We start from the raw sequence: 14,736 nt of genomic DNA on the forward strand, positions 1-14,736 counted from the left end.
CTCCGGATGTTCGCACACGCCGGCTGAGCGCGCCGTGAAGCAGCGCCGGTACGATCGATGACGTGACGTCAGCAGCCCACTCCGCCTCCACTCTCCGCCCGTCCCCTCTGGCCGAGCTCGACACCGCCGCGCTCCGCGAGGCGCACTCCGCGTTCGCCCGCGCGTACGACGACCTGAAGGCCGCCGGCCTGAAGCTCGACCTGACGCGCGGCAAGCCGTCGGCCGAGCAGCTGGACCTCTCCAACGACCTGCTGCACCTCCCCGATGGCCGCTACCGCGACGCCGCGGGCACCGACCTCCGCAACTACGGCGGCGCCACGGGGCTGCCGGAGCTCCGCTCGATCTTCGCTGACGCACTGCGCGTGCCGGTCGAGCAGCTGCTCGCGCTCGGCAACTCCAGCCTGACGCTCATGCACGACACCGTCATGTTCGCCCTGCTGCACGGCGTTCCGGGCGGCGAGCTGCCGTGGGCCGGTCGCCCGATCAGCTTCCTGGCCCCCGTCCCCGGCTACGACCGGCACTTCACCATCGCGGAGCGCCTCGGCATCCGGCTCATCCCGGTGCCGTCGAACGACAACGGCCCCGACATCGATGCGGTCGCGTCGCTGCTGGAGACGGACGACAGCATCCGCGGCATGTTCTGCGTCCCGGTGTACTCGAACCCGACCGGCGCCGTGTACACCGAGGAGGTCGTGCGGGCGCTCGTGTCGCTCCCGGCCGCCGACGACTTCCGGCTGATCTGGGACAACGCGTACGCGGTGCACCACCTCACCGACGAGCGCCCCGAGCCGATCGACGTGCTCGCCCTGGCGGCGGAGGCCGGCAACCCGGATCGTCCGCTCGTGTTCGCCTCCACCTCCAAGGTCACGTACCCGGGCGCTGGCGTGTCGTTCTTCGGCGCCTCCCCGTCCAACGTCGAGTGGATGCTGCACAACCTCTCGGTGCAGAGCATCGGCCCCGACAAGCTCAACCAGCTGCGCCACGTCGACCTGCTGCGCGACGCGGACGGCCTCGCGGCGCACATGGAGAAGCACCGCGCCATCCTGGAGCCGAAGTTCGCCGCCGTCGACGCGGCCTTCCGCGAGCGGCTCGCACCGTGGGGCGGCGGCACCTGGACGGCGCCGCGCGGCGGTTACTTCGTGAGCCTGGACGTGATCGACGGCGCCGCGAAGCGCGCCGTGCAGCTGGCGAAGGAGGCCGGCATCGCGGTCACACCGGCCGGGGCGACGTTCCCGTACGGCGACGACCCGCGCGACGCGAACATCCGCATCGCCCCGACCTTCCCGCCGCTCGACGAGCTGACGACCGCGCTCGACGGGCTCTGCACGGCGATCCTCCTCGCCGAGGCGGAGACCCTGCTGTCCGCGCGGGACTGACCCGCATGGCCGGCTGGACGGTCCGCGCCAGCACGGAGGACGACTGGCAGGCGTACCGCGCGCTGCGGTTCGAGATGCTCGAGGATGCGCCCATCGCGTTCCTGGAGACGCTCGAGCAGGCGCGCGCGCATCCCGACGAGCACTGGCGCAGGCGCGCGGCGAACACGTCGTCGACGAGCCGGCTGTTCGCCGCGGTCGCGGACGACGGCCGGTGGCTCGGCAGCATGGGCGGGTTCCAGTCCGCGCCGTCGCGGGATCCGTACCTGGTCGGCGTCTACGTGTCACCGGCGTGGCGCGGGCGCGAGCACGGAATGACGGACGCGCTGCTGGATGCGGTGATCGACTGGGCGCGCGGGCGCGGCGACCGCCTGCTGCTGGAGGTGCACGAGGACAACGAACCGGCCATCCGCTCGTACCTCCGCCGCGGCTTCACGTTCACCGGCCGCACGCAGCCCTATCCGCTCGACCGCACCGCCGACGAGCGCGAGATGCAACTCCCGCTGACGCGTACCTCCCCCACGTCCCCCACCGCCGGCTCCTGAGTTTTTCGCGTTCCCGACGGCGTGTCGGGCGAAAAACTCAGGAGCTGATGGCGTGGATGCGGTCAGACCTCGCCGAAGCCTGTGTCGACGAGGTCGGCGAGAGCGTCCACCGCGGTGCGACCGTCGGGGTCGTCGGACGAGATGCGCGCGGTGGAGCCCGCGGTGAGCCCGAGCGACATGATGCCGAGGAGGCTCTTCGCGTCCTTGCCGTTGACGGTCACCTTCACCGGGAAGGTGTTCGCGAGCTTGACGAACTCCGCGGCAGGGCGGGCGTGAAGCCCCTCCGGGTTGCGCACGAGCACCTCGCGCTCGTACGGACCGGCGGGCTCGGCGCCTGCAGGTTCGGCGGCAGGTGCCGCCGGAGTGGATGCGGCCGCCGGCTCACCGCCGGACCTCCCGGCCCACGCATCCACCGCACCCTCCGCAGCGGCGACGACCTCGTCGAGACTCCCGCCGGACTCCGCGGCGACCGCGGCAGCGACCCCGCCCTCGACGAACGGCACGTCCACGACACGCACGCGGGACCGCTGCGCCTCGTCGAGCATGTCCAGCACCGTCTCGGCGGTGAGCAGAGCCGAGCCGAGGTCGCTGATCACCACGACGCCATCGCCGCCGTCGGCCTCCGACACGGCGGACATGACCTTCGTGAAGCTGGTGCCGATCCCGTCGTCGTCGGTTCCGCCCGCGTCGACGAGCCGCACGGAGCCCGCCATCTGACCGGCGAGCTGCACCATCCCCGCGGCGATCTGGGAGCTGTGCGAGACGAAGACGACGCCGACCTTCGCGGTCATCCGGCCGCCTCGGCGGTCTGCGCCGCGGCGCGCAGCAGCAGCGCCGTCGACTGGGCGCCCGGGTCGCGGTGCCCGGCCGACCGCTCGCCGAGGTAGCTCGCGCGGCCCTTCCGGGCGACGAGCGGCTCGGTCGCCTCCGCTCCCTTCTCGGCGGCGTCCGCGGCAGCCGCCAGGATGCCCGCGGCCGAAGCCCCGGACTCCTGGGCGGCAGCAGCGGCGTCCACCGCGGGCGTCCATGCGTCGATCATGGTCTTGTCGCCGGGTTCGGCCTTGCCGCGGGACACGATGCCGTCGCGCGCGGCCGCCAGGGCCGCGACGATGGCCTTCTCGTCGATCTCGGTTCCGTCGCCGACGGGGTCGGCCGCCTTGAGGAACGCCGTGCCGTAGAGCGGACCGGACGCACCCCCCACCGTCGAGATCAGGGTCATGGCGACCGAGCGCAGCGCCGCGTTCGGCGTGGTGTCGTCCGGCAGCTTCTCCAGGGCGATGACCGATGCGTGCAGCCCGCGGTCCATGTTCTCGCCGTGGTCGCCGTCGCCGATCTCCCGGTCGAGCGTGTTCAGCTCCTGCTTGTGCTCGCCGATGGATGCCGCCGCGGCGGAGATCCACTGCCTCACCCAGTTCGTGTCCAGCGTCATCGACGCCTCCTCCTCGTTGTCGTTCCGGCTTCCTACAGGCCCCAGCGCAGAGCCGCGGTGTGGACGGGGGCGTCCCACAGCTGCGTCAGCTCGTCGTCCAGCTTGAGGAGCGAGATGGATGCGCCCTGCATCTCGAGCGACGTGACGTAGTTGCCGACGAGCGAGCGGCTGAGGGTGATGCCGCGCTCGTCGAGCACCTCGGCCGCCCGCCGGAACAGGATGTACAGCTCCGACAGCGGCGTGCCGCCCATGCCGTTGACGAACAGCAGCACCTGCGAGCCGTCGAACGAGAGGTCGGTGAGCACCGCATCCATCATCCGGTCGACCAGGCGGTCCGCCGGCTCCAGCTTGATGCGCTCGCGACCGGGCTCGCCGTGGATGCCCACGCCGAACTCGATCTCGTCCTCCGGGAGCACGAAGCCGGGCTCTCCGGCGTGCGGCACGGTGCCGTCGGTCAGCGCGAGGCCGATCGAGCGCACATTCGCGTTGACGCGCTCGGCGATGGCCGTGACCGCGTCGAGGTCGTCGCCGCGGTCCGCCGCGGCTCCGGCGATCTTCTCGACCAGGACCGTGCCCGCGACACCGCGCCGGCCGGCCGTGTACAGGGAGTCCTGCACGGCGACATCGTCGTTGGTCACCACGGAGCGGACGGTGATGCCCTCCGCCGCCACCAGGTCGGCCGCCGTCTCGAAGTTGAGCACGTCGCCCGTGTAGTTCTTGACGATGTGGAGCACGCCCGCGCCGCCGTCGGCGGCCTTGGTGGCCTCGACGATCGGCATGGGCGTCGGCGAGGTGAACACCTCGCCGGGCACGGCGGCATCGAGCATCCCCTTGCCGACGAAGCCGGCGTGGAGGGGCTCGTGGCCGCTGCCACCGCCGCTGACCAGGCCGACCTTGCCCTGCACCGGGCCGTCGGCCCGGGAGACGAAGCGCGGATCCTGGGACACCGTGACGATGTCCGCGTGTGCCCGGCCGAAGCCCGCGAGGGACTCGGCCACGACGTCGGGTACGTCGTTGATGAGCTTCTTCATCGAAACCCTTCCTTCCATTCCAGTGGAATGCTCCACTTTGTCAGTGCGTCGCCGCCACCCACTCGTCGAGCTTCGCGGCCGCAGCCCCGGAGTCGATCGCTCGGGCAGCGACCGCCATTTGCGAACGGAACCGATCCAGGATGGATTCCTGAACCCTCGACGGGTCGGACGCGAGCTCGAAGGAAACGAGCCCGGCCGCCGCGTTGAGCAGGACGATGTCGCGCACGGGGCCTTCTTCGCCCGCGAGCACGGCACGCACGACCGCCGCGTTGTACGCGGCGTCCTTCCCGAGCAGATCGTCGATCCGCGCGCGGGGGATGCCCAGATCGCGCGGATCGATGTCGTGCTCGGTGACGAGGCCCCTCGAGACCTCCCAGACGTGGCTGTGACCGGTGGTCGACAGCTCGTCGAGCCCGTCGTCACCGCGGAATACCAGCGCGGTCGCACCGCGGGTCTGGAACACGCCGACGATGAGCGGGATGCGGTCGAGCGTCGCGACGCCGACCGCGGACGCCTCGGGGCGCGCCGGGTTGCACAGCGGTCCGAGGTAGTTGAAGACGGTGGGGACGCCCAGCTGGGCGCGGACGGGGCCGGCGTGGCCGAACCCGGGGTGGAACGCGCTGGCGAAGGCGAACGTGATGCCGACCTTCTGCAGCACCTCGGCGACGCGGTCGGCCGGGAGCGTGAGGTCGATGCCGAGGGCGGCCAGCACGTCCGAGGAGCCGGAGGACGAGCTCGCGGCGCGGTTGCCGTGCTTGATGACGGGGACGCCTGCGGCCGCCGCGACGATCGACGCGGTCGTCGACACGTTGACGGTGCCGAAGCGGTCGCCGCCGGTTCCCACGATGTCGAGCGCCATCGGATCGACCACCAGCGGGACGGCGTGGTCGAGGATCGCGTCGCGGAACCCGACGATCTCATCCACCGTCTCGCCCTTGGCGCGGAGAGCGATGAGGAAGGCCGCCAGCTGGGCGTCCGTCGCCTCGCCGGTCATCACCTGGTCCATGGCCCAGGCCGCGTCCGCAACGCTCAAGTGCTCCCCCGCCAGGAGAGACGTCAGCACGGACGACCAGGACTGCGTGTGGACCATGAAGCGATCCTATCGGCGGGCGACACGCCACGGCGATAGCGGCCGATCGGTGCCCGGTAAGGCTGTCCTAACCGGAAATCCGGTCGATTCCCGCCCCTCAGGTGGGAAAACCAAGGGTTCTTTTCAGCCATAATGGGTTACGTGACGAGCACCTCCATTTCTCCCTCAGCGAGTGCGCCGGCGATCAACCGGCCCAATGTCGTGGCCGTCGGCACGATCGTCTGGCTCGGCTCGGAGGTGATGTTCTTCGCGGGGCTGTTCGCGATCTACTTCACCCTCAAGTCGACGTCGCCCGATCTGTGGGCCGCCGAGACGCAGCACCTCAACATCCCGTACGCGGCGACCAACACGCTGATCCTGGTGCTCAGCTCGGTCACCTGCCAGTTCGGCGTGTTCGCCGCCGAGCGCATGCAGCCGCGCCGCACGGGCGGTCTGCTGCAGTTCTGGCGCTGGGGCATGGTCGAGTGGTTCACGCTGACGTACCTGATGGGCGCGGTCTTCGTCTCCGGCCAGGTGCTCGAGTACGCGACCCTCGTCTCGGAGGGCATCTCCCTCAGCTCCAACGCCTACGGATCGGCGTTCTACCTGACGACGGGCTTCCACGCCCTCCACGTCACGGGCGGGCTCATCGCCTTCCTCCTCGTGATCGGCCGCGCGTTCGCGGTCAAGATCTTCGGCCACAAGGAGGCGACGAGCGCCATCGTCGTCTCGTACTACTGGCACTTCGTCGACGTCGTGTGGATCGGACTGTTCGCGGTCATCTACATCATCCGATAGGAAACAGGAGCGTTCTTCACCCCATGCGTCCGAAAAACCCCCGCCCGGCCACCCAGCCTCGCACGGGCAAGCCCGCCCGCAAGGCCGGCCGTCGACACCCGCTGGCCACCGTCGCGCTGCTCGCGATCGGCCTCGGACTGACCGGCGGCGCGTACGCCGCGTTCACGACGACCACCGCATCCGCCGACGAGCCGCAGGTGGCCGCCGCCAGCCAGAACTCGGTCGACGAGGGCAAGAAGCTCTTCCAGGCCAACTGCGCCACCTGCCACGGGCTCGACGCCCAGGGCACCTCGGTGGCCCCGAGCCTGATCGGCGTCGGCGCGGCCGCCGTCGACTTCCAGGTCGGCACCGGCCGCATGCCCATGCAGATGCAGGGCCCGCAGGCGCAGGAGAAGCCGGTCCAGTTCACCGACGACCAGGTCAAGGCCCTCGCCGACTACGTCGCGTCCCTCGCCCCGGGGCCGTCCATCCCCGAGCAGAAGTACCTCGACGGGAAGGGCGACGCCGCCCACGGCGCCGAGCTGTTCCGCATCAACTGCGCCATGTGCCACAACGTGGCCGGCGCGGGTGGAGCGCTCACCGAGGGCAAGTACGCCCCGCCGCTCACCGGCGTCAGCGCCGAGCACATCTACGAGGCCATGGTCACCGGCCCGCAGAACATGCCGGTCTTCAACGACCTGAACATCACGCCGCAGGGCAAGGCCGACATCATCACGTACCTGAAGTACATCCAGAACAACCCGTCCCCGGGCGGCTTCGAGCTGGGCAACCTCGGCCCGGTCGCCGAGGGTCTGTTCCTCTGGATCTTCGGTCTGGGCGCCATCGTCGCCCTCACCGTGTGGATCACGGCCAAATCCAATTAGCCACTTGGCCAACTAGTCGGCCCGCACAGGCACGAACCACAGCGTAAGAAGGAGAGCAATGGCACAGGACGAGAACGGCGGTCGCGAGCTGACGCCCGCCAGTTCGTCTGAGGCGCACCGCACCGGCGACCCCGGGACGGCGGTGATCATCCGCGACGCCGTCGAGAACCCCGGCTTCCCGCCTCACCGCCCGCGCGTCACCGACCTCGACCCGCGGAAGGAACGGCGCGCCGAGCGCACCGTCTACACGCTGTTCTACCTGTCGATCGCGGGCTCGGTGTGGGCGGTCGCCGCCTACCTCGCCTTCCCGATCGTCGACGGCGACCCCGGCTCGGTCCGCCTGAACAACCTGTTCATCGGCATCGGCGGAGCCCTCGCGCTCCTCGCGATCGGCATCGGCGCCGTCCACTGGGGCAAGGCCCTCATGCACGAGAAGGAGGGCGTCGACCTCCGTCACCCCGTGCGCGGCAGCGAGGCGACCACCGAGCGCGCCGCGGAGATCTTCCGCCAGGCCGACGAGGAGTCCGGCTTCAGCCGGCGCACGCTCGTGCGCAACAGCCTCATCGGCGCACTGATCGCCTTCCCGCTGCCCGCCGTCGTCCTGTTCCGCGGCCTCGCGCCCGAGAACGAGGACCCGGTCGAGCTGCTCTCGAACACGATGTGGGCGAAGGGGGTCCGGCTCACCCGCGACCCAACCGGAACCCCGATCAAGGCCTCGGATGTGACCCTCGGGAGCGCGTTCCACGTGATCCCCGAAGGCCTCAACGAGTCGGAGAACATGCTGGAGGAGAAGGCCAAGGCGGCCGTGCTCCTCATGCGCCTCAAGCCCGAGGACCTGCACGTGTCCAAGGGCCGTGAGAACTGGAACTACGACGGCATCGTCGCCTACTCCAAGATCTGCACGCACGTCGGGTGCCCGGTGGCGCTCTACGAGCAGCAGACGCACCACCTGCTCTGCCCGTGCCACCAGTCGCAGTTCGACATCACGCACGAAGCGCAGGTCATCTTCGGACCGGCGAAGCGGCCGCTGCCGCAGCTGCCGATCACCGTCGACGCCGATGGCTACCTGGTCGCCCGCAGCGACTTCACCGAGCCCGTCGGCCCAAGCTTCTGGGAGCGCCATTGAGCACCACGACCGCCGCACCCGCGGCAACGACGACGGCCAAGAAGGGTGGCTTCACGGCGGCAGCCGCGAACTACCTGGAAGACCGCACCAGCATCTCAGGGGCCGTCAAGGAGTTCGGTCGCAAGATCTTCCCCGACCACTGGTCCTTCCTCCTCGGCGAGGTCGCGCTCTACAGCTTCATCGTCATCCTGCTGTCCGGCACGTTCCTGACGTTCTTCTTCCAGGCGTCGATGGCCGAGGTCACCTACAACGGCTCGTACGTGCCGCTGAAGGGCATCGAGATGTCCTCCGCGATGCAGAGCACGCTCAACATCTCGTTCGAGGTGCGCGGCGGTCTGCTTGTCCGACAGATCCACCACTGGGCGGCCCTGCTGTTCGTGGCCTCCATCGGCCTGCACATGCTCCGCATCTTCTTCACGGGCGCGTTCCGCAAGCCGCGTGAGCTGAACTGGGTGATCGGCTTCGTGCTGTTCATCCTGGCGATGGCCGAGGGCTTCACCGGCTACTCGCTCCCGGACGACCTGCTCTCGGGCAACGGCCTCCGCATCATCGACGGCCTGATCAAGGGTCTGCCGGTGGTCGGAACCTGGATCTCGTTCCTGCTCTTCGGCGGCGAGTTCCCGGGCACGGCGATCGTCGGGCGCCTCTATACGCTGCACATCCTGCTTCTGCCCGCGTTCGTCGTGGCGTTCATCGCGCTGCACCTGATGTTCGTGGTCATCCACAAGCACACGCAGTACGCGGCTCCCGGTCGCACCCAGGGCAACGTCGTCGGCTACCCGGTCCTCCCGGTGTACGCGGCGAAGGCCGGTGGATTCTTCTTCATCGTCTTCGGTGTCCTGGTGCTTCTCGCCTCGCTGTTCACGATCAACCCGATCTGGAACTACGGCCCGTACGACCCCTCCCCGGTGTCGGCGGGTACCCAGCCGGACTGGTACATCGGCTTCGCGGACGGCGCCCTGCGTCTGGTTCCGCCGGGCTGGGAGTTCGTGTGGCTCGACCGCACCTGGTCGTTCAACATCATCATTCCGGTGGCGATCCTCGGTCTGTTCATCGTGACCGTCATGATCTACCCGTTCCTCGAGGCGTGGATCACCGGCGACAAGCGTGAGCACCACATCCTGGACCGTCCGCGCAACGCGGCGACCCGCACCGCCATCGGCGCTGCCGGTGTCACGTTCTACGCGGTCTTCTGGGCGGCGGCGAGCTCGGACATCATCGCGACGCACTTCAAGCTGACGATGGAGGGTGTCATCCACACCCTGCAGGCGCTGTTGTTCATCGGCCCGCTGATCGCGTACGTCGTGACCAAGCGCGTCTGCCTGGCGCTGCAGAAGAAGGACCGCTCGATCGCCCTCCACGGTTACGAGAGCGGCCGCATCGTGAAGCTGCCCGGTGGCGAGTTCATCGAGGTGCACGAGCAGCTGAGCGACTACGAGCGCTGGCGTCTGGTGTCGTTCGAGTCGTACGAGCCGCTGATGCTGCGTCCGAACCGTCGGGGCAAGATCACGGCCGCGAACCGCATGCGCGCTGGCCTGTCCCGCTGGTTCTTCGAGGACCGCATCGTTCCGCCGACCCGGAACGAGCTCGAGTCGGGTCACGACCACCACTGAGGCCCGCCTCCGTCGGAAGCGCCGGTGCGTTCATTCGCGCCGGCGCTTTCTCGTTCCCGCCCGTTGTTTCCGTTCCGTCGACCGAGGGGCTGCCGATGTCCGTTGATCCGTCCCGCCTCGCCGCCTGGCTGCGTTGCCCGGTCTGCCACGCCGATCTGGAACCGGTCGAGCGCCTCACTCTGGGATGTGTGAACGGGCACCGCCACGACGTCAACAAGCGCGGCTACGTCGTCCTGCTCGGCGGAGGAACGAAGCACCTGGGCGACACCGCCGAGATGCTCGATGCACGCGACCTGGTGCTCGAGAGCGGCGCCTACTCCCCCATCGCCGACGCCGTGGCAGCGTCGGCCACCGGGACGCGCGTGCTGGATGCGGGCGCTGGCACCGGCCACTACCTCCGTGCCGCCCTCTCCGCCCTCCCGGACGCGCGGGGACTCGCGATGGACCTGTCTCCGCAGGCGGTCGCCCGCGCCGCGCGCTCCTCGGAGCGGATGGACGGCCTCGTGGCCGACACCTGGCGTCCGCTGCCCGTCCGTTCGGAAGCGGCCGACACCGTGCTCGACGTGTTCGCGCCGCGCAACCTCCCGGAGTTCCACCGCGTGCTGCGTCCCGAGGGAACCCTCGTGGTGGTGGTCCCCCGCGCCGATCACCTCGGTTCGCTCCGCGCCGCCGGGACGATGCTCGACATCCCGTCCGACAAGGCGGACGGGGTCATCGCCGCCACAGAGCCCCTGTACGCCCTCCTGGCGCGCGAACCGGTCGCGTACGACCTGGCGCTCACGCCGGCGCTCCGAGACGCTCTGGCAGGCATGGGGCCTTCCGCGCGTCACGCCGCCACAGGCGCCGCTGCCATCCCGTCCGACGTCGACGCCACGCGCGTCTCCGTCGACGTCCTCCGCTTCGCCCGCCGCTGACGCCGCCGGCCCGTCCCTTCCTCCGCTAGGCGCCCCGCCGTCCACACCTGCTTGACGCAACACGCCGTCATGCCGTCACCCACGACGGCGTGTTGCGTCAACTGGATGAACAGGGTCGGGCCTCCCGGCGGACGCCTCCGCCCTGGGAACCGAACAGTGTCGCGTGCGACAACCGCACGGTCCGTGGGTCGCAGCGCACCGCTACGCGGAGCACATGACGGCGCGTTGCGTCCCACAGACAACAAGCGCCTGCCCGCACAGCGCCGTGGTCCTGCGGGAGCACCCACGCCCCGCCCTATCCGTGGGCCGCAACACGCCGTGACGCGGACACCGTAACGGCGCGTTGCGCCCCACAGACGACAGACGCCTGCCCGCACAGCGCCCCGGTCCCACCGGAGCCCCGCGACCGCCCATCCGTAAAGCGCGACACGCCGCTACGCGGACGCCATAACGGCGCGTTGCGACCCACAGGCAATAAACGCCTGCCCGCACAGCGCCCCGGGCCCACAGGAGCGCCGCGACCGCCCGCGTGCGTGGGTCGCAACACGCCGCTATGCGGACGCCGTGACGGCGCGTTGCGCCTCACAGACGACAAGATCCTGCTCGAACAGCGTCTGGCCTCCAACAGGACGCCTCCACGACCACCGCGTCCGTGGGTCGCGACACGCCGTTGCGACAGTGGCATAACGGCGTGTTGCGCCCCAGAGACGGCAGGCGCCAGGAGTGGGAGGCAGCGCAGCGCCGCTGGTGTCGAACCGTGCGGACCTGGCCGGCACACGACGGAGACGCCGGGCGGCCCGATACGCAGCGAGGGCCGCCTCCCGTTGGAGACGGCCCTCGTCAGGCGCGGACGGCGCGCTCAGCGCGCGAAGTAGCCGCGGTAGTACTCGTAGACCCAGCCCACGATGCAGACCAGGGCGAAGGCGACGCCGATGTAGCAGATCCAGAAACCGACGGCGAGGCCCAGGACGACCAGGCCCGCGCCGAACGCGAGAGCAACCGGCCACCAGCTCCACGGGCTGAAGTGGCCCAGCTCGGGGTCACCGTCGTCGATGTTCGCGTCGAGACGGTCCTCCGGGAGCTCCCCGCCCTGCGAGGCGTGGGAGCGGCCGACGTAGAACGCGATGAACGCGGCGAGGATCGCACCGAGCAGCATGCCGATGGTGCCGACCCACTCGACGTTGCGATGGGACTGGTCGAGCAGGTTCCACAGCGTGTAGACGACCGCCGAGAGCAAGAAGAAGATCGACAGGATCCAGAACAAGATGGCATTGGCGCGCATGGGTTACCTCACCTCGTCGTTCGCGACGTCGTGCACAGGGGCGTCGGGGGCGTCCTTCGCGGGTCCGATACCTACCGGGATGCCCGCCTCGGGGTGGTTCAGGTCGAACGCCGGCGACTCCGAACGGATGCGCGGGATCGACGTGAAGTTGTGGCGCGGCGGCGGGCAGCTGGTCGCCCACTCGAGCGAACGGCCGTAGCCCCACGGGTCGTTCACCGTGACCTTCGGCGCGTTACGCGCGGTGAGGTACACGTTCACGAAGAACGGGATCATCGAGATCGCCAGAATGCCGGCGCCGATCGACGACACCTGGTTCATCCAGGTGAAGCCGTCCGACGGCAGGTAGGTGGCGTACCGGCGCGGCATGCCCACGACTCCCAGCCAGTGCTGGATGAGGAAGGTCGTGTGGAAGCCGATGAACAGCAGCCAGAAGTGCCACTTGCCCAGCCGGTCGTTGAGCATCTTGCCCGTCCACTTGGGCCACCAGAAGTAGAAGCCGGCGAACATGGCGAACACGACGGTTCCGAAGACCACGTAGTGGAAGTGCGCGACGACGAAGTACGTGTCGGACACGTGGAAGTCGAGCGGCGGCGACGCGAGGATGACGCCGGTCAGACCACCGAAGGTGAACGTGATCAGGAAGCCGATCGACCAGAGCATCGGCGACTCGAACGTGAGCGATCCGCGCCACATCGTGCCGATCCAGTTGAAGATCTTCACACCGGTCGGGACGGCGATGAGCATCGTCATCAACGAGAACCAGGGCAGCAGCACCGACCCGGTGACGTACATGTGGTGCGCCCACACCGTGACCGAGAGGGCGGCGATCGCGATCGTCGCGTACACCAGCGTCTTGTATCCGAAGATCGGCTTGCGGCTGAACACCGGGAAGATCTCGGACACGATGCCGAAGAACGGCAGCGCGATGATGTACACCTCGGGGTGGCCGAAGAACCAGAACAGATGCTGCCAGAGCAGGGCTCCGCCGTTCGCCGCGTCGTAGATGTGCGCGTCGAACACGCGGTCGGCCGCGAGGGCGAAGAGCGCGGCGGCGAGCACCGGGAAGGCCATCAGCACGAGGATCGAGGTCACCAGGGTGTTCCAGGTGAAGATCGGCATGCGGAACATGGTCATGCCCGGGGCGCGCATGGTGATGATCGTGGTGATGAAGTTCACCGCGCCGAGGATGGTGCCGAAGCCCGAGAGCCCGAGGCCGAGCACCCAGAGGTTGCCGCCGATTCCTGGCGAGAACGTCGTGCTCGAGAGCGGTGCGTAGGCGAACCAGCCGAACGATGCCGCGCCCTGCGGGGTGAGGAAGCCGGCGACCGCGATGAGCGAGCCGAACGAGTAGAACCAGTACGCCAGCGCGTTCAGACGCGGGAACGCCACGTCCGGTGCGCCGATCTGCAGCGGCATGAGCACGTTGGCGAAGCCGGCGAAGAGCGGCGTCGCGAACATGAGCAGCATGATCGTGCCGTGCATGGTGAACAGCTGGTTGTACTGCTCCTTGGTGGCGACCACCTGCAGTCCCGGCTCGAACAGCTGGGCGCGGATGATCAGCGCCATCACGCCGCCGATGAGGAAGTACACGAACGACGAGATCAGGTACATGTACCCGATGGTCTTGTGGTCCGTCGACGTGATGTAGTTCACGAGGATGTTGCCCTTACGGGCCACACCGTTCGCGGTGAGGATCGTGGGCGCAGGCTTGGGAGCGGTGGTCGCTCCCGGCGCCGGTGCTGTCGTCGTCATCTGTGCGTCCTACTCGTTGCCCTGCGGGGCGCCCGTTCCGGGCAGGTTCTGGTTGCGGTCGTACTCGGAGCCCAGCTGACCCTCGTAACCCTGGTCGCGGAGGCTCTTGATGTGGGCGTCGTACTCGGACTGCGACACGATCTTCACGTTGAAGAGCATCGCCGAGTGGTACTCGCCGCAGAGCTCGGCGCACTTGCCGACGAAGGTGCCCGTGCGGTCGGTCGTCTCGAAGTACATGTAGTTGGTCTTGCCCGGGATGACGTCCTTCTTGTAGAGCATCGCCGGCACCCAGAAGGAGTGGATCACGTCGCGCGAGTCGAGCTGGATCGTGATCTTCTTGTTCTCGGGGAGGTACAGGGTCGGGACCTCGCCCTCCTGGACCGATCCGGGGGTGGCGCTGTTGTCATCCGGCTGGACCTGGATTCCCGGGTCGTAGACGTTGTCGCTGACGTAGTTGAAGTCCCACGCCCACTGCTTGGCGTACACCTGGATCTTGACGTCCGGGTTCGCGTAGGGCTGCTCGATGGCGTTCTGATCGCGCGCGGTGAAGGCGAAGAAGCCGAGCACCAGGATGAGCGGCACGATCGTGTAGAAGATCTCGATCGGCATGTTGTAGCGCAGCTGTACGGGGAGGCCGGTCTGGCCCTTCCGGCGGCGGTACACGATGACCGCCCAGAGCGTGAGGCCCCAGACGACGATGCCGACGATGAGGAGGACGATCCAGCTGGTCACCCAGAGGCCGCTGATGCGGTCGGTGTGGTTCGTGACGGGCGGCTCGCCCTCGACGAAGCCCGGGAGGAATCCGTGCAGCTGAGCCTGCGTGCAGCCCGCGAGTGCCACGACGAGCGTCGCGGCGATCGGGATGGCAGCCCATCGGAGACGGCGATTGTGACGCACCGGTGACCTTTCGAGTGACTACTGGACAGTTCACATGCAACTGT

The 14,736-nt window shown here is 68.9% G+C and carries 14 protein-coding genes; 7 read left to right on the forward strand and 7 right to left on the reverse strand.

What is annotated here, in order from left to right:
* Positions 1-62 precede the first annotated feature (62 nt).
* Together J2Y42_RS15310 and J2Y42_RS15315 are read left to right on the forward strand one after the other, a co-directional pair.
* Positions 63-1,376, forward strand: coding sequence for an aminotransferase class I/II-fold pyridoxal phosphate-dependent enzyme (locus tag J2Y42_RS15310; protein ID WP_309860215.1), 1,314 nt, complete (start codon positions 63-65; stop codon positions 1,374-1,376).
* Positions 1,377-1,381: 5 nt separating this feature from the next.
* Positions 1,382-1,918 (forward strand): GNAT family N-acetyltransferase, encoded by a 537-nt coding sequence (locus tag J2Y42_RS15315; protein WP_309860216.1) that lies wholly within the window; start codon positions 1,382-1,384, stop codon positions 1,916-1,918.
* Between the two features lie 62 nt (positions 1,919-1,980).
* Here J2Y42_RS15315 and dhaM read toward each other — a convergent pair whose 3' ends face one another.
* The 4 genes from dhaM to trpD are packed head-to-tail and all read right to left on the reverse strand — an operon-like array spanning position 1,981 to position 5,468.
* Positions 1,981-2,709, reverse strand: a complete 729-nt coding sequence (gene dhaM / locus J2Y42_RS15320) for a dihydroxyacetone kinase phosphoryl donor subunit DhaM (protein ID WP_309860218.1) — start codon at positions 2,707-2,709, stop codon at positions 1,981-1,983.
* Positions 2,706-3,347 (reverse strand): dihydroxyacetone kinase subunit DhaL, encoded by a 642-nt coding sequence (dhaL, locus tag J2Y42_RS15325; protein WP_309860220.1) that lies wholly within the window; start codon positions 3,345-3,347, stop codon positions 2,706-2,708. Before dhaL ends, dhaM begins: the two co-directional genes overlap by 4 nt.
* Positions 3,348-3,379: 32 nt before the next feature.
* Positions 3,380-4,378, reverse strand: a complete 999-nt coding sequence (dhaK, locus tag J2Y42_RS15330) for a dihydroxyacetone kinase subunit DhaK (RefSeq protein ID WP_018191337.1) — start codon at positions 4,376-4,378, stop codon at positions 3,380-3,382.
* A 40-nt stretch (positions 4,379-4,418) separates the two neighbouring features.
* Positions 4,419-5,468 (reverse strand): anthranilate phosphoribosyltransferase, encoded by a 1,050-nt coding sequence (gene trpD / locus J2Y42_RS15335; protein WP_309860222.1) that lies wholly within the window; start codon positions 5,466-5,468, stop codon positions 4,419-4,421.
* Positions 5,469-5,600: 132 nt separating this feature from the next.
* On the opposite strand from trpD, the gene J2Y42_RS15340 reads away from it, so the two are divergent.
* The 5 genes from J2Y42_RS15340 to J2Y42_RS15360 all read left to right on the forward strand — a co-directional run bounded on the left by J2Y42_RS15340 (position 5,601) and on the right by J2Y42_RS15360 (position 10,761).
* Complete coding sequence (locus tag J2Y42_RS15340; protein ID WP_026307206.1) at positions 5,601-6,245, forward strand: heme-copper oxidase subunit III; 645 nt, start codon at positions 5,601-5,603, stop codon at positions 6,243-6,245.
* 23 nt (positions 6,246-6,268) lie between these two features.
* Positions 6,269-7,108: a c-type cytochrome gene (locus J2Y42_RS15345; protein ID WP_309860225.1), complete on the forward strand. Its 840-nt coding sequence runs from the start codon at positions 6,269-6,271 to the stop codon at positions 7,106-7,108.
* A 58-nt stretch (positions 7,109-7,166) separates the two neighbouring features.
* Positions 7,167-8,234 (forward strand): ubiquinol-cytochrome c reductase iron-sulfur subunit, encoded by a 1,068-nt coding sequence (locus J2Y42_RS15350; RefSeq protein ID WP_018191341.1) that lies wholly within the window; start codon positions 7,167-7,169, stop codon positions 8,232-8,234.
* Complete coding sequence (locus J2Y42_RS15355) at positions 8,231-9,847, forward strand: ubiquinol-cytochrome c reductase cytochrome b subunit (RefSeq protein ID WP_309860227.1); 1,617 nt, start codon at positions 8,231-8,233, stop codon at positions 9,845-9,847. The genes J2Y42_RS15350 and J2Y42_RS15355 overlap by 4 nt, the downstream gene beginning before the upstream one ends.
* Before the next feature lie 95 nt (positions 9,848-9,942).
* Positions 9,943-10,761 (forward strand): methyltransferase domain-containing protein, encoded by an 819-nt coding sequence (locus J2Y42_RS15360; protein ID WP_309860229.1) that lies wholly within the window; start codon positions 9,943-9,945, stop codon positions 10,759-10,761.
* Between the two features lie 859 nt (positions 10,762-11,620).
* On the opposite strand, the gene J2Y42_RS15365 is transcribed toward J2Y42_RS15360, so the two are convergent.
* The 3 genes from J2Y42_RS15365 to coxB are packed head-to-tail and all read right to left on the reverse strand — an operon-like array spanning position 11,621 to position 14,692.
* Positions 11,621-12,043, reverse strand: coding sequence for a cytochrome c oxidase subunit 4 (locus tag J2Y42_RS15365; protein WP_018191344.1), 423 nt, complete (start codon positions 12,041-12,043; stop codon positions 11,621-11,623).
* Between the two features lie 3 nt (positions 12,044-12,046).
* Positions 12,047-13,795, reverse strand: a complete 1,749-nt coding sequence (gene ctaD, locus J2Y42_RS15370; RefSeq protein WP_309860232.1) for a cytochrome c oxidase subunit I — start codon at positions 13,793-13,795, stop codon at positions 12,047-12,049.
* 9 nt (positions 13,796-13,804) lie between these two features.
* Positions 13,805-14,692, reverse strand: coding sequence for a cytochrome c oxidase subunit II (gene coxB, locus J2Y42_RS15375; protein ID WP_309860233.1), 888 nt, complete (start codon positions 14,690-14,692; stop codon positions 13,805-13,807).
* Positions 14,693-14,736: the final 44 nt, after the last annotated feature.

The organism is Leifsonia sp. 1010 (assembly GCF_031455295.1).
Taxonomy (GTDB): Bacteria; Actinomycetota; Actinomycetes; order Actinomycetales; family Microbacteriaceae; genus Leifsonia.

What these genes read in the sequence shown, in the direction of transcription:
- J2Y42_RS15340 (WP_026307206.1), top strand. Translation starts at nt 5,601, where the DNA reads ATGGGTTACGTGACGAGCACCTCCATTTCTCCCTCAGCGAGTGCGCCG.
- J2Y42_RS15350 (WP_018191341.1), top strand. Translation starts at nt 7,167, where the DNA reads ATGGCACAGGACGAGAACGGCGGTCGCGAGCTGACGCCCGCCAGTTCG.
- J2Y42_RS15345 (WP_309860225.1), top strand. Translation starts at nt 6,269, where the DNA reads ATGCGTCCGAAAAACCCCCGCCCGGCCACCCAGCCTCGCACGGGCAAG.
- J2Y42_RS15365 (WP_018191344.1), bottom strand. Translation starts at nt 12,043, where the DNA reads ATGCGCGCCAATGCCATCTTGTTCTGGATCCTGTCGATCTTCTTCTTG.
- J2Y42_RS15315 (WP_309860216.1), top strand. Translation starts at nt 1,382, where the DNA reads ATGGCCGGCTGGACGGTCCGCGCCAGCACGGAGGACGACTGGCAGGCG.
- ctaD (WP_309860232.1), bottom strand. Translation starts at nt 13,795, where the DNA reads ATGACGACGACAGCACCGGCGCCGGGAGCGACCACCGCTCCCAAGCCT.
- J2Y42_RS15360 (WP_309860229.1), top strand. Translation starts at nt 9,943, where the DNA reads ATGTCCGTTGATCCGTCCCGCCTCGCCGCCTGGCTGCGTTGCCCGGTC.
- trpD (WP_309860222.1), bottom strand. Translation starts at nt 5,468, where the DNA reads ATGGTCCACACGCAGTCCTGGTCGTCCGTGCTGACGTCTCTCCTGGCG.
- dhaM (WP_309860218.1), bottom strand. Translation starts at nt 2,709, where the DNA reads ATGACCGCGAAGGTCGGCGTCGTCTTCGTCTCGCACAGCTCCCAGATC.
- dhaK (WP_018191337.1), bottom strand. Translation starts at nt 4,378, where the DNA reads ATGAAGAAGCTCATCAACGACGTACCCGACGTCGTGGCCGAGTCCCTC.
- dhaL (WP_309860220.1), bottom strand. Translation starts at nt 3,347, where the DNA reads ATGACGCTGGACACGAACTGGGTGAGGCAGTGGATCTCCGCCGCGGCG.